The following is a 22,584-nucleotide window of genomic DNA, read 5'->3' on the forward strand; positions in this document are numbered from 1 at the left end:
CTACTGCAACGCCGCAATCCGGCGGTCGCGCCGATCCCGGATAGGGCCGCCATGCCCAGGTGAAACCGGGGCCGCATGCGGCCCGGATTCAGGCTGAAATCAGGCGCAGAACGCCTCGATCAGCGCGGCGACCTGCTCGGGCTGGTCGTGATGGACCATGTGGCCGGCGTCCTCGATGGTCTTCTCGCGCCAGTCGGGGAACGCGGCGAAACGCGCCTTGAATTCGTCGAGCGGGATCTTGCCGGCCAGGAAGCGCAGCGTCGGCGAATCGACCGCCTCGATGTGCAGCACCTTGGCACGCACCTTCGACCACACCGCCATCACCTCGTCGAGCCGGTACAGCAGCGGGCCGGCCTGCTTGTGGGCGGGATCGGCAAGCAGGTGAAAGCGGCCGTCGGGATCGCGGCGCGACCAGTAGCCGGCCAGGAACGCCGCACGCGAGGGCGCGAGGCGCGGGTTGGTCTTGATCAGGCGCGCGGCGACCTCGTCGAGCGAGGCGTAGCTGGCCAGGTGCGGCGGCTCGCGCAGCTCGTCGAGCCAGCCGGCCAAGCGCAGCGGCGCCTGCGACGGCGGCGGCGGCGCGAGGCCGAAGCCTTCGAGATCGACCACGCGGCGCACCCGCTGCGGCCTCACGCCGGCGTACAGGCACACCACGTTCGCGCCCATGCTGTGACCGACCAGGTTGACTTCGCCGTCCGGCGTGTAGTGATCGATCAGCGCTTCCAGATCGGCGAGATAGTCCATGAACCAATACTGGCCGCCGCCCTGCGCCGCCACCGGATAGTCGGACAGCCCGAAGCCGCGCGCGTCCGGCGCGATCACCTGCCAATCGCCCGCCAGCGCGTCGACCACGAACTGGAACGATGCGGCGACGTCCATCCAGCCGTGCAGCATGTAGAGCGTCGGCGCGCCGGGCCGGCCCCAGCGGCGTACGTGCAGGCGCGTGCCGCGCACGGTCACGAATTCGGAGAGGGAATCGGTGCTGATCTGGGTCATTGCGGCCACCAAAAAAGAATGATCGTTCGATTATATCGATGCCGATGGCAGCCGGTGCTGCGCAACGTCGCGCCGCGGACGCGTGTCGAGCCACCTCTCTAGGTCAAGCCGATGGTCGGGCCCCGGCCGCGGGCGGCGGATCGCGATCCTGCGCGACCAGCGCGTCGAGTTCGGTCTCGTCGAAACCGGCGTCGCGACGCGCCTCGAAATTGAACGGCCCGCGCAGGCGCGGCGCATGATATTGCGCGGCCAGTTGCAGGTAGGCCGGATGCGGTTCGCGCCCCGTTTGCGCGCACAGATGACGAAACCACCGGTTGCCGATCAATACGTGGCCGATCTCGTCGCGCAGGATCACGTCGAGGATCGCCGCCGACGCCTCATCGCCCGACTGCGCGAGCCGCGCGCGGATCGGCGGCGAGGCATCGAGGCCGCGCGCCTCCAGCGTGCGCGGCACCAGCGCCATGCGCGCCAGCACGTCGCCGGCCGTGCGCTCGCACATTTCCCACAGCCCGTCGTGCGCGGGGAAATCGCCGTAAACATGGCCGAACTCGCCCAACCGCTGCGCCAGCAGCGAATAGTGATGCGCCTCCTCGGCGGCCACCTTGAGCCAGTCGGCGTAGAACGCCTCGGGCATGCCGGGAAAGCGCCACACCGCGTCGAGCGCGAGATTGATCGCGTTGAATTCGATATGGGCCAGCGCGTGCAGCAGCGTGGCGCGCCCTTCGGGCGAGCGCATCGAACGGCGCTTCAGCAGGCGCGGCTCGACCAGTTCGGGGCGCTCGGGCCGGCCGGGCAAGGCCGGGGGCACCTCGAGGCGACGTGCCGGGTCGATCCGTGCGCGGCCCGCCAGGCCATCGGCATGCAGCGCGCGCACCTGCGCGGCCTTCGCGACGGGATCGGTTTCGAGCAGCGCGGCGAGTGCGGCGGCGCGCAGACAGGGCAAGGATTCGGACGGGAAATTCGGGTCGGACATGAATACGACGCTGGCGACAGCGAAGCGGTGTGCGCGATCAATTCACGCAAGCATTTACAATAGCGGATTACGGTGCGTTCGGCCGCTGCCCGTTTCGCGCGTGGCGGCCACGGCAACCCGGCCCGCACGGCCGCGCACATTGTACCGGCGCCATACGGCGCCCCACCCTGCAGGTGCCCCCCAGGAGACAACGTGACCATCTACAAGCTCGGCGAAGACGCCCCGACCATTCATGAAAGCGTGTTCGTCGCGGATAGCGCGGCGATCATCGGCAAAGTGGTGCTCGAGGAGAACGCCAGCGTCTGGTTTGGCGCGACGATCCGCGGCGACAACGAGCCCATCGTGGTCGGCGCCGGCAGCAACGTACAGGAAAGCGCGGTGCTGCACACCGATCCGGGCTGCCCGCTGACGATCGCCCCGAATGTGACGATCGGTCACCAGGCGATGCTGCATGGCTGCACGATCGGCGAGGGTTCGCTGATCGGGATTCAGGCGGTGGTCTTGAATCGTGCGGTCATCGGCCGCAACTGTCTGGTCGGCGCCGGCGCGGTGGTCACGGAAGGCAAGACCTTCCCCGACAACTCGCTGATCCTGGGCGCGCCGGCAAAGGTCGTGCGCACGCTGTCCGACAAGGACATCGCGGGCATGCACGCGAACACGCAAAACTACGCGCAGCGACGCGCGTATTTCAAGGAGCAGCTCGTGCGGATCGGCTAAAGCCGTCCGCCGCACTCCGCCAATCGAGGAACCGAAGTGAGCGACCAGCTACAGAAATTCATGTTCAACACGGCGCCGGTGCGCGGCGAGATCGTCTCGCTCGGCAGCACCTGGCGCGAAGTCCTGACGCGTCGCAGCTATCCGGCGCCCGTGCGCCACATTCTCGGCGAGATGATGGCCGCCTGCGCGCTGCTGTCCGCGAACCTGAAGTTCAACGGCACGCTCGTCATGCAGATCTACGGCGACGGGCCGGTCAAGATGCTGGTGGTGCAGTGCAGCTCGGACCTGTCGATGCGCGCCACCGCCAAGCTGGCCGATTCGACGGCGGCCACGCTCGGCGACGACATGTCGTTCGTCGATCTGCTCAACGTCAGCGGCCATGGCCGCTGCGTGATCACGCTCGACCCGTCCGACAAGCAGCCGGGCCAGCAGCCGTACCAGGGCATCGTGCCGCTCAACGATCACGACGGCCCGCTGCAATCGGTTGCGCAGGCGCTGGAACACTACATGCATCACTCGGAGCAGCTCGACACGCGGCTCTGGCTCGCGGCCGACAGCGACCGCGCGGTCGGCATGCTGCTGCAGAAGCTGCCCGGCGACGGCGGCATCGTGCCGGCCGCCGACGAGCAGGACGCCGACACCTGGGAACGCGTCTGCACGCTCGGCAGCACGCTGACGTCGAAGGAATTGCTCGAAACGGAACCCGAGACGGTGTTTCGGCGTCTGTTCTGGCAGGAGAACGTCCGTCACTTCGAACCGGCCAGCACGCGCTTCCAGTGCACCTGCTCGCGCGAGAAGGTGGGCGGGATGCTGCGCATGCTGGGCCGCGAGGAAATCGACGGCGTGATCGAGGAGCGCGGCCACGTCGAGATTCATTGCGAGTTCTGCAACCAGCGCTATGAATTCGATCCGGTCGATGTCGAACAACTGTTCGCGACGCCCGCGTTGGGTGCCGGCGTCACGCCGGCAGGCGATCAGCGTCACTGAGCAGCACGCGGCGGCACCGCCCGCCCGCGCCGAGGGAGAAGCATCATGAGCATCCGATCCATTCGCCAACTGCCGCTGCCGGCCTCGGTATCGGCCTCGGCCGCCCTGGCCGCCGTATTGGCGGCCACGCTGCTCGCGGGCTGTGCGGTCGCGCCGCCGTCCACGGTGCTGAGCCGGCTGCCCGATGGCCAGCCCGGTGCCGCCGCGGCCCAGGCTCGGCCGCTTACGCCCGCGGAAAAGCAGCGCTACGACGCCATCGACAAGCAGGTGCTGCGCGAGCAGGACGAGGTGATGTCGGCCGAAGCCGCCGCGCGGGCCGCTTATTACGCACCGGCACCGGTCACCGTCTATGGCGGCTACTACGGCGGCTGGAACAACGGCTGGGGTTACGGATACGGCTATCCGGGCTGGGGATGGGGCTGGTAAGGCTCATCCGGCCGTGGGTTCTCGCCTTCCGCTCATGCGCGCTCGCTGAATAAAAAACGCGACCCATTGGTCGCGTTTTTCTTTGGCTGCCGCCGTTCCCGCCTCACTCGTGATGCGCCGCGCGGCCGTGATGACGTTCGGGCTTGGCGCGCGACACCGGGTTCGGCACGACGCTGACCGGTGCACCGGTGGTCACGCCGTGATTGGTCAGCGACGCCGTGGAATTCTGATTCGGCACCATCGGCGCCGGCGAATTCGGCGAGACGAACTGCACGAACACTTCGCCGTCCTTGATCATGCCCATCTCGTAGCGCGCGCGCTCCTCGATGGCGGCCGTGCCGCTCTGCAAATCCTGCACTTCGCCGGCAATGCGCTCGTTGCGCAGCTTTTCGTCCGCGTTCTTCTGCATCTGGTCGACCAGCTCCTGACGCAATTCGTGCACGCGCAGCCAGCCGCCATGTCCCCACCAGAGTGGGTACTGAATCAACACCAGCAAGGCGATCAGAACGACAGTGACAAGCCGCATGTACGAGCCGCAGATATAAGAAGCGCCGCTTCACGAGGGTCGCGAAGCGGCGTCACGGAGGACAAGTCCGGATAGTAGCGCGTTATCAGCGCAGGTTGTAGAACGCCGACTTGCCCGGGTAGCTGGCGATATCACCGAGATCTTCCTCGATGCGCAGCAACTGGTTGTACTTCGAGATGCGGTCGCTGCGCGACAGCGAGCCCGTCTTGATCTGGCCGGCGTTCAGGCCCACGGCGATATCGGCGATCGTCGAATCTTCCGTTTCGCCCGAGCGGTGCGAGATCACGGCCGTGTAGCCGGCGCGCTTGGCCATTTCGATGGCGGCGAACGTTTCGGTCAAGGTACCGATCTGGTTGATCTTGATGAGGATCGAGTTGCCGATGCCCTTCTCGATGCCTTCCTTCAGGATGCGCGTGTTGGTGACGAACAGGTCGTCGCCGACCAGTTGCACCGTCTTGCCCAGACGATCGGTCAGCAGCTTCCAGCCGTCCCAGTCGCTTTCGTGCATGCCGTCCTCGATCGAGACGATCGGGAACTTGTCGGCGAGCGTGGCCAGGTAGTCGGTGAATTCGGCCGACGACAGTTGCAGGCCTTCGCCGGCCAGTTGGTACTTGCCGTCGTGATAGAACTCCGAGGCCGCGCAGTCGAGCGCCAGCAGGACGTCTTCACCGGCACGGTAGCCGGCCTTCTCGATCGCCTGGATGATGGTCGACAGGCATTCGTCGTTGCTGCCGAAGTTCGGTGCGAAGCCGCCTTCGTCGCCGACGGCCGTGCTCATGCCGCGATCCGACAGGATCTTCTTCAGCGCGTGGAACACTTCGGCGCCGCAGCGCAGCGCTTCGCGGAACGTCGGCTGGCTGACCGGAACGATCATGAATTCCTGGATGTCCAGGCTGTTGTTGGCGTGCGCGCCGCCGTTCACGATGTTCATCATCGGCACCGGCAGCTGCATCGCGCCCGAGCCGCCGAAATAGCGGTACAGCGGCAGGCCGGCTTCTTCGGCGGCAGCCTTCGCGACGGCCATCGACACAGCCAGCATCGCGTTCGCGCCGAGGCGCGACTTGTTGTCGGTGCCGTCCAGCTCGAGCAGCGTCTTGTCCAGGAACGCCTGCTCCGACGCGTCGAGACCCATGATCGCTTCGGAGATTTCCGTATTGATATGCTCGACCGCCTTCAGGACGCCCTTGCCGAGATAACGGCCGGCTTCGCCGTCGCGCAGCTCGATCGCTTCGCGCGAGCCCGTCGACGCACCCGACGGCACCGCGGCGCGGCCCATCGTGCCCGATTCGAGCAGCACGTCGCACTCGACGGTAGGATTACCGCGCGAATCCAGAATCTCGCGGCCGATGATATCTACGATTGCACTCATGATTTCCTCTGAGGATGACGATGGATTCCGTCGTGATGGCTGTGACGGCGGAGCAGACCTTGCTACAGACGCCTGCCACCGCCGCCAAGTTCATGCATTAGTTGAAATCGTTTTCCAGGAACGGCGTGCGCTTGACCGCCGTGTCGAGCGTGACGAGCGTCTCGAGCAGCGCGGCCATGCGATGCAGCGGCACGGCGTTCGGGCCGTCGGACTTCGCCTCGGCCGGGTTCGGGTGCGTCTCCATGAACAGCCCGGCCACGCCGGTGGCCACGGCCGCGCGTGCGAGCACCGGCACGAACTCGCGCTGGCCGCCCGAACTGGTGCCCTGCCCGCCCGGCAACTGCACCGAGTGCGTGGCGTCGAACACGACCGGCGCGCCCGTTTCGCGCATGATCGCGAGCGAACGCATATCGGACACGAGATTGTTGTAGCCGAACGAAACGCCGCGCTCGCAGGCGAAGAAGCGATCTTCGGACAGACCGGCTTCGCGGGCCGCGGCGCGCGCCTTGTCGATCACGTTCTTCATGTCGTGCGGCGCAAGGAACTGACCCTTCTTGATATTGACGGGCTTGCCCGAGCGCGCGCAGGCGTGGATGAAATCGGTTTGCCGACACAGGAAGGCCGGCGTTTGCAGCACGTCGACCACCGACGCCACCGGCTCGATTTCCTCGATGCCGTGCACGTCAGTCAGCACCGGCAGGCCGAGCTGGCGCTTGACTTCGGACAGGATGCGCAGGCCTTCGTCCATGCCCGGGCCGCGGAACGAGGTGCCCGAACTGCGGTTGGCCTTGTCGAACGACGACTTGTAGATGAACGGGATGTTCAGCTTCGCGCAGATTTCCTTGAGCCGGCCCGCGGTGTCGATCGTCATCTGCTCCGATTCGACGACGCAAGTGCCGGCGATCAGGAAGAACGGCCGATCGAGGCCGACTTCGAAATCGCCCAGTTTCATGCTTTCACTCCGGCACGCGCCTGCTGATTGGCCAGCGCGGCTTCGACGAACGACTTGAACAGGGGGTGACCGTCACGCGGCGTGGACGTGAATTCCGGGTGGAACTGGACACCGACGAACCACGGGTGCATCGAGCGCGGCAGCTCCATCATTTCCGGCAGATCCTCGCTCGGCGTGCGGGCGCTGATCACGAGGCCGCCGGCTTCGAGCTGGGGCACGAAACCGTTGTTGACCTCGTAACGATGGCGGTGACGTTCGTTGACGTCGGCGCCATAGATTTCCTCGGCCAGCGTGCCGGCCTTGATCGGGCAGCGCTGCGAGCCCAGGCGCATCGTACCGCCCAGATCCGATCCTTCCGTGCGCTTTTCCACTTTGCCTTCGCGATCGTGCCACTCGGTGATGAGGGCGACCACGCGGCTCGGCGTTTCCGGATCGAATTCGGTGCTGTTGGCGCCCTTCAGGCCGACCACGTCGCGTGCGAATTCGATGACCGCGAGCTGCATGCCGAGACAGATACCGAGATACGGCACGTTCGCTTCGCGCGCATAGCGGATCGCCGCGATCTTGCCTTCGGTGCCGCGACGGCCGAAACCGCCCGGCACCAGCACGGCGTCGAGGTGCTTGAGGCTGTCGACGCCGTTGGTTTCGATTTCCTCGGAGTCGAGGTATTCGATGTTGACCTTGGTCGACGTGTGGATCGACGCGTGACGCAGCGCCTCGATCAGCGACTTGTACGATTCCGTCAGCTCGACATACTTGCCGACCATGCCGATCGTGACTTCGTGCTTCGGGTGCTGCAGGCGATCGACCAGCGAGGCCCACATCGAGAGATCGGCGTCGTTCGGCGAGAGCTTGAGCTCTTCGCAGATGATCTTGTCGAGGCCCTGATCGTGCAGCATCTGCGGGATCTTGTAGATGCTGTCGACATCCCACACGGAAATGACCGCGTCTTCCGGCACGTTCGAGAACAGCGAGATCTTCTGGCACTCGTCGTCGGGGATGCGGCGATCGGCACGGCACAGCAGCACATGCGGCAAAATGCCGATTTCGCGCAGCTTCTGCACACTGTGCTGGGTCGGCTTGGTCTTCAGCTCGCCGGCCGTCGCGATGAACGGCACCAGCGTCAGGTGCACGAAGCACGCGCTGTTGCGGCCCATGCGCAGGCTCATCTGACGTGCGGCTTCGAGGAACGGCAGCGATTCGATGTCGCCCACCGTGCCGCCGATTTCGACGATCGCCACGTCCGGCTCGCCGCAGGTGGCCGACGCCGCGCCGCGCTCGACGAACGCCTGGATTTCATTGGTGATGTGCGGAATGACCTGGACCGTCTTGCCCAGGTAATCGCCACGGCGTTCCTTGCGGATCACCGACTCGTAGATCTGACCGGTCGTGAAGTTGTTGGCCTTGCGCATCTTCGTGCTGATGAAGCGCTCGTAGTGGCCGAGGTCGAGATCGGTTTCCGCGCCGTCTTCCGTCACGAACACTTCGCCGTGCTGGAACGGGCTCATCGTGCCGGGGTCGACGTTAATGTACGGATCGAGCTTGAGGAGGGTGACTTTTAGACCGCGCGACTCGAGGATCGCGGCGAGAGAAGCGGCAGCAATTCCCTTGCCGAGGGAAGAAACTACGCCGCCGGTGACGAATACATATTTGGTCATCGCTGAATGCTCGCGGGAAAAACGGATTATACCGTAAAGACCGTGCATCTCTGAGCAATTGTGGACCGATCGCGCCCTATCCTTGCCCTGTGCGGCGAGGCGGCCGATGGCCCGTTTCGGCACCTGCGCGGCGGCTATCCCGACGCCGCGCGAGCGGCCGGGAAGGCGTGCTGGGGCAGGCTGTCCCGCGCCATTGCACGCCGCCTCGCGCCACGCCGGCTGCTATGCGGCGGCGCCGGCCGAACGCAAGGTATTCAGCATGCGCTGCAAGGCGCGTGCGGTTTCCAGCGGGTGCTCCATCGGGAACAGATGCGAGCCTTCGAGCCACTCGATCCGGCCGTGCGCGATACGCCGCGTGGCATCGAGCCCGACCTGCCGCACCTCGCGCGAACGCGTGCCGGCCAGGAAGCCCACCGGCACCGGCGCGCCGTGCGCAAGCCGCGGCCCGAGCGTGTGCGGCAACGTCCGATAAATCATGTACTCGATCTCGCGGTCGAACGCGAGCCGCCGCTCGCCGGACGAATCCGTCTGCGGAATGCCGTGATCGACGTAGTCGGCCAGCATCCGCTCGTCCCAGCGCGCGAACGCCGGCTTCTCGCGGAAATGCCGCCAGACCTCGTCGCGGCTGGCCCAGCGCGTGCGCCGCTTGCGGGTGGCCGCAGCCGGCGAGAGCCGCTCGTCGAGGCCGGTCCACTGGCTCACGCGCAGCGCGCTGCTGCGCCAGCCCGCGATCACCGGCGAATCGAGCATGACGACGCCGCGCACCCATTGCGGCTTCTTGAGCGCCGCCATCAGCGACAGATACCCGCCGAGCGAATGGCCGACCAGCCAGACCGGCCGCTCGTAGCGCTGGCCAATCGTCTCGACCAGCTCGTCGACGAGATGCGGCCAGTCGCGCGTGACGGGATAGCGCCGGTCGTGACCGATCCGCTCCAGCGTGCGGATCTCGTACTCGTCGGCCAGCTCGGCGAACAACGTCCGGTAGGTCGAGGCGGGAAAGCCGTTCGCATGCGAGAAATGGAGGATGTCCTTCAAGTGAGCGGTGTCTCCTGTTTTCGGTTCGGGGCACGGCAGACAAGGCTGCGCGACGATGCCGGACGAGCATAGCGCGTCCGTGCGGCCATATCGCACAATGCGCCGGGGCGCACCGGGCCGCGTGCCGGGTCATTTTCGAAATGAGGCGATAAGCATTTGATTTTTATCGAATCCTTTCGATCGACCGCGCTTCGATGGTTCCCTCTACTCTCGCCCTCATCGATCCATCCAGTAGCGCCGGTGGCGGTCACGGTAGCGCAGGATCGGCAATGCGTCGGGAGCGTCGGGATCGTTCAGCATGACATCCACCTGACCGTCGCGATCGCTGCGCGCCAGCGGAATGCCGCGTTCGGCAAAACGCGCCCAGACAGTCGGATGCGGATGCCGGAAACGGTTCGCATAACCGAGCGGAAACCACGCGGTGCGCGGCCCGACCGCATCGACGAACGGTTCCGACGACGACGTGCGGCTGCCATGATGCGGCACCACCAGCACATCGGCCGCCAGCGCCGCGCGGTCGCCGGCCAGCAGCACGCGTTCGACGCGCGTGTCGATGTCGCCTGTCAGCAAGGCCGCGTGGCGGACCGCCGAGACGTGCAGCACGCAAGATTGCGCATTCGCGCTGCCGGCCCGCACCCCGCCCTGCGGCCACAGCACGGCAAAACGCACGCCATCCCACTGCCAGTGCTGCCCGGCCGCGCAAACGAGCCGGTCGGCCACGCCGGCATCCTTCGCCTGACGCCACAGCCGGTTGCCGGGCGGCAAACCGCCCGCGAGCTGCGCGACCGGCAACGCGGCGAGCACGGCCGGCGCGCCGCCCGCGTGATCGGCATCGGCGTGGCTGATCATCAGCACGTCGAGCTTGTCGATACCGCGCGCACGCAGGAACGGCACGACCACGCGCTCGCCCGCACGCGTGGACTCCTCACCCGGCCCGGCATCGAACAGCAGCCGGTGATGCGCGGTTTCGACGAGCACCGACGTGCCCTGCCCGACATCGAGCATCGTCAGCCTCGCCGCGCCCGCTGGCGGCCCCTGCGGCGCGGGCAGCGCGAACGGCAGCCACGCGAGCGGGGCCGCGAAACGCAACGGCCAGCCATGCGGCATCAGCATCCATCCGCCGCCGATCAGCGCGGCGGCCAGTGCGAAGCCCGACGGCGGCGCCATCGTCAACACCGAGCGCTCGGCCGGCCCGAGCGCGTCGAACACGCCGAACAACACCGCGAGCATCGCGTGCGCCGCATGAAACGCCAGCGCATCGAGCGGCGCCGGCAGCACCACGCCGGCCAGCACGACCGGCGTGACGAGTGAGCCGACCCACGGAATCGCCAGCGCATTGGCCGCCATGCCGCCCAGCGGGATCTGCCCGAACCAGACGACGCCGAGCGGCACCATCCAGAGCGTCACCGCGTATTGCACGCGCGCGCCGCTGGCGATCCCGTGAGCGAGGCGCGCAACCCAACGCCGCGAATCGATGGCGCGACGCGGCTGCGCAACACCCATATCGGCATCGGCGGCCAGCGGTTCGCCCTCCCGCCGATGCCGCCGCCGATTCGTGCGCCCCGACACCGCGAACAGGATCACCGCAACCGCGCCGAACGACAGCCAGAACCCCGGCAGCAGCACCGCCCACGGATCGGCGATCAGCACGCCGGCAAGCGCCATCGCCAGCGTGGCCGACGGCGGCACCGCACGCCCGGCCAGATAGGCGAGGCAGGCCGTGCTCAACATCCACCAGGCGCGCTGCGCCGGCACGTTGAAGCCGGCCAGCGCGGCATAGCAGCCGGCTCCGGCGATCGCCGCGCACGCGCCGGCGTACTGGGCCGGCACGATCAGCGGCAACGGCATGCCGCGTACCGCCGCGCGCCGCCACCACGCGGCCACGCCCCAGCCGGCCAACGCCCCGACCATACCGATATGCAGCCCAGAAATCGCCACCAGATGGCTCGTACCGGTGGCGCGCAGCGAGCGGCGGTCGGCTTCGGTGATGTCGTCCTGCGCACCGATCGCCAACGCGATCACGATGCCCGCATGCGGCGCCCCGGCCAGCACCGTGCGGACCCGCTCGCGCAGCGCGAACCGCAGCCGATCGACGGCGTCGCGCGGTGTGCGAGGCCCCGCATCGAGCCGTATCGCGTCGCGCGGCGCGGATACGTAGCCGAGCGCGCGCACGCCTTGCGCCAGCCACCCGGCCTCGGCGTCGCGCACGCCGTCGTTGGCCGCGCCGTGGGGTCGCTTCAGGCGCACGCGCAGCCGCCAGCGCTCGCCAGGGCGCATCGGCGGCGGTGGCGCGATGTCCTCGCCACGCACGATCCACGACAAGCGCAAGCGCGCCGGAAAGTGTGCGAGGCCCGTGTCGTGACCGTCGACGTCGAACACGAAACGCATGCCGTCGGCGTCGCACGCGGGCAGCCCGCGCACCGTGCCGGTCACGATCGCATCGCGCCGCATCCATTCGGCCGGCAAGGTATCGGCGAGCCGCCAATGCGCGCGCACGGCAGCGTAGGAAAAGCCGGCGAGCAAGGCCAACGCAAGCGCCGCAGGCACACACGCCCGCCTCGCCCAACGGGTAGGCCCGACAAACAGCACGAGCACGAGCGCGATCAGCAGCCCCACCGCCAGCCCCAAGGCCGCCAGCAAGCGCCATTCCGGCAAGCTCGCCTGCCGCTGCAACAGCACGACGCCGAGCGCAAACGCGATCCAGATTTCCCGCATCGCCACCTCGTGATGACGCGCCGCGAACACGACGCCAAGCACGGACGATTATGCGGACGAAAGGCAGCCGCGAACCGTCGAAACGATCACGCTGGCCGAAGGGAATAGAGCGATGGGAAAAAACCGAAACGCGTGCAACCGAGCAGGCAACTCAGGCGCCATCAAGCCAGCGCGGCGCGCAAACGCGGCATCGCCGCATGAGCATTCTCGGTGGTCGCGCGCGCCATGCCGGCAACGTCGCTGCCGCGCAGGGCCGCCATGATCTCGCCGATACGCGGCACCTGATCGGGCGTGTTGCGCTGCTTGTAGCGCCATTCGGGGGCGATGTCGGGCGCATCGGTTTCGACCACCAGCGCCTCCAGCGGCAGTTGCTCGGCGAGCCGCCGGATCTGCCGCGCCCGCTCGAACGTCACGTTGCCGCCGAAGCCCAGATGCAGGCCCTGCGTCACGAACGCCTCGGCCTGCTGGAAGCTGCCGTTGAACGCATGCGCGATGCCGCGCCGCACGCCGAAGCGCCGCAGCCCCGCCAGCACACGATCCTGCGACTTGCGCACATGGCACAGCACCGGCAGATCGAATTCGCGCGCCAGCTTCAATTGCTCGGCGTAGAAGTGTTCCTGGCGCGGGTTGTCGAGCCCGTCGACGAAGTAATCGAGGCCGATCTCGCCGATCGCGACGAAGCGCGGATCGTCGAGGCTGGCCTCGATCTCCATGCGCAGGCGGTCGAGGTCATCGTCGCCCGCGGCCGGCGTGAACAGCGGATGGATGCCGAGCGCGTAACTGCCGCCGGCGGTGCGATGCGCCAGCTCGCGCACCGTATCGAAATTGCCCGAGCCGACGCTTGGAATCACGATGCCCGACACGCCCGCCTCGGCCGCCGCCAACGCCACCGCAGCGCGGTCCGCGTCGAATTCGCCGGCGTCGAGATGGCAGTGCGTGTCGATCCACATCGCGTCAGGCCGGCACCGCCGGCTCCTCGTGCAGCACGCCGTCGCGCAGCCGCAGGATGCGGTCGCAGCGGCCGGCCAGTTCCAGATCGTGCGTGACGATCACGAAGCTGGTGTCGAGCGTTTGCGACAGTTCGAGCATCAGGTTGAACACGTTGTCGGCGGTCGAGCCGTCAAGGTTGCCGGTCGGCTCGTCGGCCAGCACGCAGGCCGGCTTGGTGACGAGCGCGCGCGCCACCGCCACGCGCTGGCGCTCGCCGCCCGACAGCTCGCCCGGACGGTGCTTCGCGCGATTGCCGAGGCCCACTCGTTCGAGCATCTCGCGCGCCGCGTGATGCGCTTCGGCGGCCGCCAGCCGGCGGATTCGCAGCGGCATCGCCACGTTGTCGAGCGCCGAGAATTCCGGCAGCAGATGGTGGAACTGATAAATGAAGCCCAGCGCGCGATTGCGCAGGTCGTTGCGTTCACGCTCGGCGAGCCGCGTGAACGGCTTGCCGAGCAGCGACACCTCGCCCGTGCCCGGCTCGTCGAGCCCGCCCAGCACGTGCAGCAGCGTGCTCTTGCCCGAGCCCGACGCGCCGACGATCGCGAGCTTCTCGCCGCGATGCACGGTGACGGACGCCTCGGCCAGCACGCGCACGTCGAGCCCGCCCTGCTGGAACGATTTGGTGATGCCGCTCGCTTCGAGCACGGTTTCGCGCATGCGCGGATTTCCTTGATGGTTCGAGTTCATGGCCTGTTGCGCGCCCCGCTCATTCGTAGCGCAGTGCTTCGGCCGGGCGGACCTTGGCCGCGCGCCAACTCGGATACAGCGTCGCCACCGACGACAGCACGAATGCGATCAGGCCGATCTTGATCACGTCGCCGGCCACCAGCTCCGACGGCAGTTCGCTGATGAAATACACCGACGGCGGCAGGAACTGCACGCCGAACAGATGCTCGATCATCGGGATCAGCCACGGAATGCTCCAGGCGATCAGGCTGCCGAGGCCGACGCCCGCGAGCGTACCGACGAAGCCCACCGTCACGCCCTGCACCACGAAGATCTTCATGATCGAGCCGGGCTGCGCGCCGAGCGTGCGCAGGATCGCGATATCGGCCTGCTTGTTGGTCACCGTCATCACGAGCGACGACACCAGATTGAACGCCGCGACCGCGATGATCAGCGTCAGGATGATGAACATCATGCGCTTCTCGATCTTGACGGCCGAGAACCACGTCTTGTTCTGCTGCGTCCAGTCGCGGATATACAGATCGCCCGACAGCGAATGCGACAACTGCACGGCCACCTCGGGCGCGCGCTGCATGTCCTTGAGCCGCAACCGCACGCCGGTGGGCGCGGGCAGGCGGAACAGGGTTTGCGCGTCGCCGATGTCGATCATCGCGAGCGTGCTGTCGTATTCGTAGTGGCCCGATTCAAACACGCCGACCACCGTGAACTGCTTCAGGCGCGGCAGCATGCCGGCCGGCGTGATGGTGCCTTCCGGCGCGACCAGCGTGACTTTATCGCCCACACCCACACCGAGATTGCTGGCCAGCGCAGTGCCGAGCACGATGCCGAACTGGCCTTGCTGCAGGGCCGCGAGCGAGCCGGCCTTCATGTCCTTGCTCACGTCGGACACCTGCGGCTCCCGCACCGGATCGACACCGCGCAGCAATACGCCGCTCACCGCATCCTGGCGGGTCAGCAAGGCCTGCGCCTCGACGTAGGGCGCCGAGCCGATCACTTCGGGATTGCGGCGCGCTTCATCGGAGGTCAGTTGCCAGTTCGGCATCGAACCGGTGGGCGAGAAGATCTCGACGTGCGCGAGCACCGACAGCATGCGGTCGCGCACCTGCGTCTGGAAGCCGTTCATCACCGACAGCACCACGATCAGGGCAGCCACGCCGAGCGCGATGCCGAGCATCGAGACGGCGGCGATGAAGGAGATGAAACCGTTGCCGGTCGTGCGTTTGCCGGCGCGCGTGTAGCGCCAGCCGATCTGCCATTCGTACGGGAGTTTCAAGCGGGTCCTTTTTACGTGTTGCGGCGGGCGTCGCCGGCCGGGTGAGGCATCCGGGCCGGCAGCCCGGAAGGCGGCGCACCAGGCCGGGCGCCGCCGATCACGCGCGAAGTTTGCCACACATTACTTAACCGGCTCTGAAAACGAGACAGGACGAGGCGGCCCGCAACGGGCCTGTGCAAAAGCCGCCGATGCCCCGCCGGGCGGTCTTCCCGGCACGGCCGCCCGCCGTTGTCGGCACAGCCGCGCATGCTGCTGCCATGACTCGCCCGGCCGCTGCCGCGCTCGCGCGGCCCGGGTCACCCCGGGCCACAAACCGCGCCGCCGGCCCAGGCCGTTTGGCCTACAATGCGCACCATCATGCGCGACCACCCTGCCCCCCGCCGCCTCCATTTCCTGCTGCCGTTCGCGCTCCCGTCCGCCGCCGATGCCGCCTTGTCACTGCGCGATCTCGCCAGCCCGGCGCTGAGCGCGCTGCTGGCCCGCGCGCGCCTGGTCGAACGCATCGCCGGCGAAGATTTCCAGCGCACGCTGCCGCACGAACGCTGGCTGGCCCAGCGCTTCGGCGCGATCGACGGCCAGACCGACGACGCCCCGCTCGCCCCCTACATGCTGCTCGCCGACGGCGGCACGCCCGGCGACGCGCCGTGGGCCTGCATCGAGCCGGTGCACGTGCAGATCGCGACCGACCACCTGGTGCTGATCGATCCGTCCTCGCTCGACCTGGCCGACGCCGAAGCCGCCGCGCTGCTCGACGTGGCGCGCCCGCTGATCGAGGAGCTGGGCGTGCGCATGCAGGCGCCCCATCCGAAACGCTGGTATGTCTCCAGTGCCTCGCTGGCCGAACTGGCCGGGGCCGCACCGCTGCGCGCGAGCGGCCGCAACATCGAGATCTGGCTGCCGCACGAGGCCCGCACGGGCGAACGCTCGCGCCTCTGGATGAAGCTGCAGAACGAAGTGCAGATGGCCTGGTTCGGCCACGCGGTGAACGACGCGCGCGAGGCGCGCCGCCAGTTCAGCGCGAATTCGATCTGGTTTCACGGCCAGGGCACGCTGCGGCCGGTGCGCAGCCCGTTCGCGCGCGTGCTGTCCACGGCCTGCGCCACGCGCGGGCTGGCGCTCGCCGCGCAGGCGCCCGCCGATGCGCCGCCGGCCACGTTCGATGCCCTGGCCGCCAACCATGCCGATAACGACGACGCACGCGCCACGCTGATCGAGCTGGACACGCTGACCGTCCCGTTCATCCAGCAGGACTGGTACCGCTGGCGCGACGCGCTCGACGCGCTCGAACGCGACTGGTTCGCCCCGGCGCTCGAGGCACTGCGCGCGGGCCGGGTGCGCGAACTGAGCTTCACGCTGTGCGGCGACACCAGCGCCACGACGCTCGCCGCCACGCGCGGCGATCTCCGCAAATTCTGGCGACGCCGCGCGCTCGCCTCCCTGTTCGAAAACGCAAGCGCATGACCCGACTCGTCACCCGCTCGGCCTCGCCCGCCGACACCGAAGCCCTGGCCCGCCACGGCCTGCATCCAGTTCTCGCGCGCCTGTACGCGGCGCGCGGCGTCACCTGCCCCGAGGACATCGAAACGGCGCTGGCCCGCCTCGTGCCGCCCGCCAGCCTGAAGGGCTGCGAGGAGGCCGCCGTGCTGCTGGCCGATGCACTCGACGCGCGCAAGCGGATGCTGGTGGTGGCCGACTACGACTGCGACGGCGCCACCGCCTGCGCGGTGGCCGTGCGCGGCTTGCGCATGCTCGGCGCGAGCATCGATTACCTGGTGCCGAACCGCTTCGAATACGGCTACGGCCTGACGCCCGAAATCGTCAAGCTCGCCGCCGCGCGCAAGCCGGACCTGCTGATCACGGTGGACAACGGCATCGCCAGCGTCGACGGCGTGGCCGCCGCCAACGCGCTCGGCATCGACGTGCTGGTGACCGATCACCACCTGCCCGGCGCGACGCTGCCGGATGCGCGCGCCATCGTCAATCCGAACCAGCCGGGCTGCACGTTCCCGAGCAAGCACATTGCCGGCGTGGGCGTGATGTTCTATGTGCTGCTCGCGCTGCGCGCCGAACTGCGCCGCCGCGGCGCATTCACCGAGGCGCGCCCGGAGCCGCGCCTCGACGGCCTGCTCGACCTGGTCGCGCTCGGCACCGTGGCCGACGTGGTGCGCCTCGACGGCAACAACCGCGTGCTGGTCGCACAGGGCCTGCAGCGAATCCGCAACGGCCGCATGCAGCCCGGCATCGCCGCGCTGTTCCGCGCCGCCGCGCGCGAGGCGCGCAGCGCCTCGGGCTTCGACCTGGGCTTCGGCCTCGGGCCGCGCCTGAACGCGGCCGGCCGCCTGTCGGACATGTCGCTCGGCATCGAATGCCTGACCACCGACGACGTCGGCCGCGCCTGGGACCTGGCGCAGCAGCTCGACACCATGAACCGCGAGCGCCGCGAGATCGAGGCCGGCATGCAGCAGCAGGCGCTGGCCGACCTGGCGAGCGTCGATCCGGCCGAGGCGGCCACCATCGTGCTGTTCAATCCCGAGTGGCACCAGGGCGTGATCGGCATCGTCGCCGGCCGGCTCAAGGAGAAGTTCCACCGCCCGTCGTTCACGTTCGCGCATGCCGACGAGAGCGGCGCGCGCGTCAAGGGCTCCGGCCGCTCGATCCCGGGCTTCCATCTGCGCGACGCGCTCGATCTGGTCTCGAAGCGCGAGCCGGATCTGCTCGTCACGTTCGGCGGCCACGCGATGGCGGCCGGCGTCACGCTCGAAACCGACAAGGTGCCGCGCTTCGCCGCCGCGTTCGAGGCGGTGGCGCGCGAATGGCTGTCGGCCGACACGCTCGCGCGCGTGGTCGAAACCGACGGCGACCTGGAGGATGCGTACTTCACGCCGCAGTTCGTCGAGCTGATCGATGCTGCCGTCTGGGGCCAGGGCTTTCCGGCCCCGCTGTTTTCGGGAGAATTCGAGGTGGCCTCGCAGGCGCTGGTCAAGGACAAGCACCTGAAACTGCAACTGCTGCGCGGCCGCCAGCGCTTCGGCGCGATCTGGTTCAACCACACCGAGCCGCTGCCGGCGCGCGCGACCGTCGCCTACCGGCTGGCGAGCGATACCTGGAACGGCGTCACGCGCGTGCAACTGATCGTCGAGCACGCCGCCTGAAGCGGCGCGGCGGGCCGCCCTGCCCGCCGCAGCGCCCGCCGGCCGCCGATTCATCGCCGGCTCGCCATCGATCCGTCGCTCATTTCCACACCTTCCGCAGCCCGCCCGCCGCACGGCAGCCCCGCCTGGCCAACCGGAGGGGCCGCCCGATCGGCTATAATTTCGCCTTTTCACGAAGCCGAAAAAGCGATCATCACATGGAAGCGGAACGCCTCAACGCGATCGAAAGCTCTCTAGCAGACCTGCGCCGGCGCGCAGGCGAGCTACGGGGGTATCTTTGACTACGACGTCAAGTCTGCACGTCTAGCCGAAGTCAACAAGGAACTCGAAGATCCGAACGTCTGGAACGATTCGAAGAACGCCCAGGCACTCGGCCGCGAGAAGAAATCGCTGGAAGGCGTCGTGATGACGCTGACCGCGCTCGATAACGATCTCGGCGACGCCAGCGATCTGTTCGATCTCGCCCGCGAGGAAGACGACGAAGACACCCTCGTCGGCAGCGAAAGCGACGCCGCCGCACTCGAGAAGCGCGTCTCGGAAATCGAATTCCGCCGGATGTTCTCGAACCCGGCCGATCCGAACAACTGCTTCATCGACATCCAGGCCGGCGCCGGCGGTACCGAGGCTTGCGACTGGGCGTCGATGCTGTTGCGCCAGTACCTGCGCTACTGCGAGCGCAAGGGCTTCAAGACCGAAGTGCTGGAAGAATCCGACGGCGACGTGGCCGGCATCAAGAACGCCACGATCAAGGTCACGGGCGACTACGCCTACGGCTTCCTGCGCACCGAAACGGGCATTCACCGCCTCGTGCGCAAGTCGCCGTTCGATTCGTCGGGCGGCCGCCACACGTCGTTCTCGTCGGTGTTCGTCTATCCGGAAATCGACGATTCGGTCGAGATCGACGTGAACCCGGCCGATCTCCGCATCGACACCTATCGCGCGTCGGGCGCGGGCGGTCAGCACATCAACAAGACCGATTCCGCGGTGCGTATCACGCACATGCCGTCCGGCATCGTGGTGCAGTGCCAGAACGACCGCTCGCAGCACCGCAACCGCGCCGAAGCGATGGCGATGCTGAAGTCGCGCCTGTACGAAGCCGAAATGCGCAAGCGCCAGGCCGAGCAGGACAAGCTCGAATCGAGCAAGACGGACGTGGGCTGGGGCCACCAGATCCGCTCCTACGTGCTCGACCAGAGCCGCGTGAAGGATCTGCGCACCAACGTCGAAATGAGCAACACCCGCGCCGTGCTGGACGGCGATCTCGACGATTTCATCGGCGCCAGCCTGAAACAGGGCGTCTGATCGTCAGGGCGGCCTCGCGCCGCCCGCCCCACGCGGCGACACCGCGCCTCGCGCGATCGCCGCGGCCCCCGCGCCCGGCCAGCCGGACGCACCCGCAGCACCGGCCCGACCGAGTTGCCGCACTCGCAGCACTCGCCGCACCTGTCACGCGCCGCACCCGTGTTACCCACCGAATTCCGACCATCATGACCGAACCGACCCAACCGCAGCAGGCCGCGCCCGCGACCGACGAAAACCAGATCATGGCCGAGCGCCGCGAGAAGCTGCGCGCGCTGCGCGAGCAGGGCGTCGCCTATCCGAACGATTTCCAGCCGACGCACCACGCCGCCGATCTGCAATCGGGCTACGCGGGCGACGACAAGGAGGCACTCGAAGCCAAGGCACTCGAAGTCAAGCTGGCCGGCCGGATGATGCTCAAGCGCGTGATGGGCAAGGCCGCGTTCGCCACCGTGCAGGACGGCTCGGGCCAGATCCAGTTCTTCGTCACGCCGGCCGATGTCGGCGCCGAAACCTACGACGCCTTCAAGAAGTGGGACCTCGGCGACATCGTGGCCGCGCGCGGCGTGCTGTTCCGCACCAACAAGGGCGAGCTGTCGGTCAAGTGCGTGGAGCTGCGCCTGCTGTCGAAGGCGCTGCGCCCGCTTCCCGACAAGTTCCACGGCCTCGCCGACCAGGAAACGCGCTACCGCCAGCGCTATGTCGACCTGATCGTGTCGCCCGAAACACGCAACACGTTCCGTGCGCGCACCAAGGCGATCGCGTCGATCCGCAAGTTCATGGCCGATGCCGACTTCATGGAAGTCGAAACGCCGATGCTGCATCCGATCCCGGGCGGCGCGACGGCCAAGCCGTTCGTCACGCACCACAACGCGCTCGACATGCAGATGTTCCTGCGGATCGCACCGGAGCTTTACCTGAAGCGGCTGGTCGTGGGCGGCTTCGAGCGCGTGTTCGAAATCAACCGGAATTTCCGCAATGAGGGCGTGTCGCCGCGCCACAATCCGGAATTCACGATGATGGAGTTCTACGCGGCCTACACCGACTACCGCTGGCTGATGGATTTCACCGAGCAGGTGATCCGCCAGGCCGCGATCGACTCGCTCGGCACCGCCACCATCCAGTATCAGGGCCGCGAGCTCGACCTCGCCAAGCCGTTCCATCGCCTGACCATCACGCAGGCGATCCAGAAGTACGCGCCCGACTACACCGATGCCCAACTGGCCGACGTGGCGTTCCTGCGCACCGAGCTGAAGCGCTTCGGCGTGGATGTCGGCCAGCCGGCCTTCCTGAACGCCGGCATCGGCTCGCTGCATCTGGCGCTGTTCGAGGAAACCGCCGAATCGCAACTGTGGGAACCGACCTACATCATCGACTACCCGGTCGAGGTGTCGCCGCTCGCACGCGAATCGGACACGGTGCCGGGCATCACCGAGCGCTTCGAGCTGTTCATGACGGGCCGCGAAATCGCCAACGGCTTCTCGGAGCTGAACGATCCGGAAGATCAGGCCGCGCGCTTCAAGAAGCAGGTCGACCAGAAGGATGCGGGCGACGAGGAAGCGATGTACTTCGACGCCGATTACATCCGCGCGCTCGAATACGGCATGCCCCCGACGGGCGGCTGCGGCGTCGGCATCGACCGCCTCGTGATGCTGCTGACCGACAGCCCGACGATCCGCGACGTGCTGCTGTTCCCGCACCTGCGCCGCGAAGACTGAGCGAGCTGACGATGCCGGCCGGTGGGTGTGCCCACGGCCGGCATGTACCGTACATTCCGCCTTGCCTCGGGCCGCGCGTTCGCCGTGGCCCTCCCCCGCCTCCCCGCCGTCTCGTTTCGCCTTCCTTGCGATCGACAGTTTTGTAACGGCACGTAAAATTTCTCCGCTGACGTGCCCGCACCTCGCCGCGGAACAGCGACCGCCCCGCCTCCTCACCGCACCCACACGAGCCGGCCAGCGGTAATCGTTACATCTTGATACGCCGGCACCGGTCGGAATGATCGACACTCATCGACAGAAAATAACGCACACGAAGTGCGCTGGAGAGCCGACATGGACAACCTCAACCCGAACCGCACACCCGCTACCGAACCACCACGCAAGCGCCTGCATCCGCTCGTCGCCACGGCCGCCGGTGCAGTGATCGTCGCCAGCCTGGCCGCCACCGCCGCCATTACCGGCGTACTGCCGAAAGCGGGCGGCTCGCCATCGGCATCCACGCCGCCGGCAGCAGTCGACACGGCCGCGCCCGCCAGCGGTGCAGCCAACAATACGGCCAACGGCCCCGCCACGCTGCAGGCGCAGCAAGCCGGCCAGCCTACGCAAGCGGTGGCGCCCGTCGCGGCAGCCCGCGCGCCCGCGCAAGCCGAACCGTCGGCCGCGCCGCAGCCGCCGCAATACGCGCAACAGCCCGCCCAACCGCAGGCCGCGATCTGCCACACGTGCGGCACCGTGGTCGCGATCACCGAAACGCGAACGGAAGGACACGGCACCGGGCTCGGTGCGGTGGGCGGCGCCGCCGCGGGCGGCCTGCTCGGCAACCAGTTCGGCAGCGGCGGCGGCCGCACCGCGATGACCATCGTCGGCGCGCTCGGCGGTGGCCTGGCCGGCAATTCGGTTGAAAAGCACCTGCGCAGCGAAACCGCGTACCACGTCCGCGTGCGCATGCAGAGCGGCGCGGAACGCACCTTCACGTACCGCAATCCGCCGCCGTTCGGCCAGGGCGAGCGCGTCCATATCGAACGGGGCACGCTGGCGGCAGGCTGATCTCGCAGGCACCACCCTCACGGTGCCACGGCGCCCGAATGCAAAACGGCCGGTTGACGGC

19 protein-coding genes are annotated in these 22,584 nt (G+C 67.9%); 8 read left to right on the top strand and 11 right to left on the bottom strand.

Features of this window, described 5'->3' with window-relative positions; all coding sequences use genetic code 11:
- Positions 1-99: 99 nt before the first annotated feature.
- On the bottom strand, positions 100-996 hold the full coding sequence (locus ACYP33_RS04745; protein ID WP_414451468.1) for an alpha/beta fold hydrolase: 897 nt from the start codon (positions 994-996) through the stop codon (positions 100-102).
- Between the two features lie 103 nt (positions 997-1,099).
- Positions 1,100-1,969: a ferritin-like domain-containing protein gene (locus tag ACYP33_RS04750; RefSeq protein WP_459620040.1), complete on the bottom strand. Its 870-nt coding sequence runs from the start codon at positions 1,967-1,969 to the stop codon at positions 1,100-1,102.
- Positions 1,970-2,161: 192 nt separating this feature from the next.
- Here ACYP33_RS04750 and ACYP33_RS04755 point away from each other — a divergent pair, with 192 nt between their 5' ends.
- From ACYP33_RS04755 to ACYP33_RS04765, 3 genes are read left to right on the top strand one after another with little or no spacing between them, the layout of a single operon-like run.
- A complete protein-coding gene (locus ACYP33_RS04755; protein ID WP_459620183.1) occupies positions 2,162-2,686 on the top strand; it encodes a gamma carbonic anhydrase family protein in 525 nt (174 codons plus the stop codon).
- A 36-nt stretch (positions 2,687-2,722) separates the two neighbouring features.
- On the top strand, positions 2,723-3,673 hold the full coding sequence (gene hslO / locus ACYP33_RS04760) for an Hsp33 family molecular chaperone HslO (RefSeq protein ID WP_459620042.1): 951 nt from the start codon (positions 2,723-2,725) through the stop codon (positions 3,671-3,673).
- Between the two features lie 45 nt (positions 3,674-3,718).
- Positions 3,719-4,099: a hypothetical protein gene (locus tag ACYP33_RS04765; RefSeq protein WP_414451465.1), complete on the top strand. Its 381-nt coding sequence runs from the start codon at positions 3,719-3,721 to the stop codon at positions 4,097-4,099.
- 103 nt (positions 4,100-4,202) lie between these two features.
- Here the strand turns inward: ACYP33_RS04765 and ftsB are convergent, their stop codons facing one another.
- From ftsB to ACYP33_RS04810, 9 genes are all read right to left on the bottom strand, one after another.
- Complete coding sequence (gene ftsB, locus ACYP33_RS04770; protein WP_414451464.1) at positions 4,203-4,625, bottom strand: cell division protein FtsB; 423 nt, start codon at positions 4,623-4,625, stop codon at positions 4,203-4,205.
- Between the two features lie 85 nt (positions 4,626-4,710).
- Positions 4,711-5,994, bottom strand: a complete 1,284-nt coding sequence (gene eno / locus ACYP33_RS04775; protein ID WP_414442501.1) for a phosphopyruvate hydratase — start codon at positions 5,992-5,994, stop codon at positions 4,711-4,713.
- Positions 5,995-6,091: 97 nt separating this feature from the next.
- Complete coding sequence (gene kdsA, locus ACYP33_RS04780) at positions 6,092-6,946, bottom strand: 3-deoxy-8-phosphooctulonate synthase (RefSeq protein ID WP_414442502.1); 855 nt, start codon at positions 6,944-6,946, stop codon at positions 6,092-6,094.
- Positions 6,943-8,604: a CTP synthase gene (locus ACYP33_RS04785; protein ID WP_414442503.1), complete on the bottom strand. Its 1,662-nt coding sequence runs from the start codon at positions 8,602-8,604 to the stop codon at positions 6,943-6,945. The genes kdsA and ACYP33_RS04785 overlap by 4 nt, the downstream gene beginning before the upstream one ends.
- A gap of 222 nt (positions 8,605-8,826) precedes the next feature.
- A complete protein-coding gene (locus ACYP33_RS04790) occupies positions 8,827-9,639 on the bottom strand; it encodes an alpha/beta fold hydrolase (RefSeq protein WP_414442504.1) in 813 nt (270 codons plus the stop codon).
- A gap of 216 nt (positions 9,640-9,855) precedes the next feature.
- Positions 9,856-12,354 carry a DNA internalization-related competence protein ComEC/Rec2 gene (locus ACYP33_RS04795; protein WP_459620185.1) on the bottom strand — a complete coding sequence of 833 codons (2,499 nt, stop codon included), beginning with the start codon at positions 12,352-12,354 and terminating at the stop codon, positions 9,856-9,858.
- A gap of 161 nt (positions 12,355-12,515) precedes the next feature.
- On the bottom strand, positions 12,516-13,304 hold the full coding sequence (locus ACYP33_RS04800; protein ID WP_459620046.1) for a TatD family hydrolase: 789 nt from the start codon (positions 13,302-13,304) through the stop codon (positions 12,516-12,518).
- 4 nt (positions 13,305-13,308) lie between these two features.
- The gene (gene lolD / locus ACYP33_RS04805) at positions 13,309-14,034 is read right to left on the bottom strand and encodes a lipoprotein-releasing ABC transporter ATP-binding protein LolD (protein ID WP_459620048.1); all 726 of its coding nucleotides are present in this window, start codon (positions 14,032-14,034) and stop codon (positions 13,309-13,311) included.
- A 19-nt stretch (positions 14,035-14,053) separates the two neighbouring features.
- Entirely contained in the window at positions 14,054-15,307 is a 1,254-nt protein-coding gene (locus ACYP33_RS04810; protein ID WP_414442508.1) for a lipoprotein-releasing ABC transporter permease subunit, read from the bottom strand.
- A 345-nt stretch (positions 15,308-15,652) separates the two neighbouring features.
- On the opposite strand from ACYP33_RS04810, the gene ACYP33_RS04815 reads away from it, so the two are divergent.
- The 5 genes from ACYP33_RS04815 to ACYP33_RS04835 all read left to right on the top strand — a co-directional run bounded on the left by ACYP33_RS04815 (position 15,653) and on the right by ACYP33_RS04835 (position 22,523).
- Positions 15,653-16,768, top strand: a complete 1,116-nt coding sequence (locus tag ACYP33_RS04815) for a regulator (protein WP_459620050.1) — start codon at positions 15,653-15,655, stop codon at positions 16,766-16,768.
- Positions 16,765-18,459 carry a single-stranded-DNA-specific exonuclease RecJ gene (recJ, locus tag ACYP33_RS04820; protein WP_459620052.1) on the top strand — a complete coding sequence of 565 codons (1,695 nt, stop codon included), beginning with the start codon at positions 16,765-16,767 and terminating at the stop codon, positions 18,457-18,459. The genes ACYP33_RS04815 and recJ overlap by 4 nt, the downstream gene beginning before the upstream one ends.
- A 197-nt stretch (positions 18,460-18,656) precedes the next feature.
- Positions 18,657-19,761, top strand: a protein-coding gene (gene prfB / locus ACYP33_RS04825) for a peptide chain release factor 2 (RefSeq protein WP_414442511.1) whose coding sequence is annotated in 2 segments (ribosomal slippage) — positions 18,657-18,737 and positions 18,739-19,761 — 1,104 coding nt in all. Because the reading frame shifts where the segments join, the coding sequence is not laid out codon by codon here.
- Between the two features lie 185 nt (positions 19,762-19,946).
- Positions 19,947-21,476: a lysine--tRNA ligase gene (gene lysS, locus ACYP33_RS04830; RefSeq protein ID WP_459620055.1), complete on the top strand. Its 1,530-nt coding sequence runs from the start codon at positions 19,947-19,949 to the stop codon at positions 21,474-21,476.
- Between the two features lie 333 nt (positions 21,477-21,809).
- Positions 21,810-22,523: a glycine zipper 2TM domain-containing protein gene (locus ACYP33_RS04835; protein ID WP_459620057.1), complete on the top strand. Its 714-nt coding sequence runs from the start codon at positions 21,810-21,812 to the stop codon at positions 22,521-22,523.
- The last annotated feature ends 61 nt before the right edge of the window (positions 22,524-22,584 follow it).

This window comes from Burkholderia sp. 3C (genome assembly GCF_054589155.1).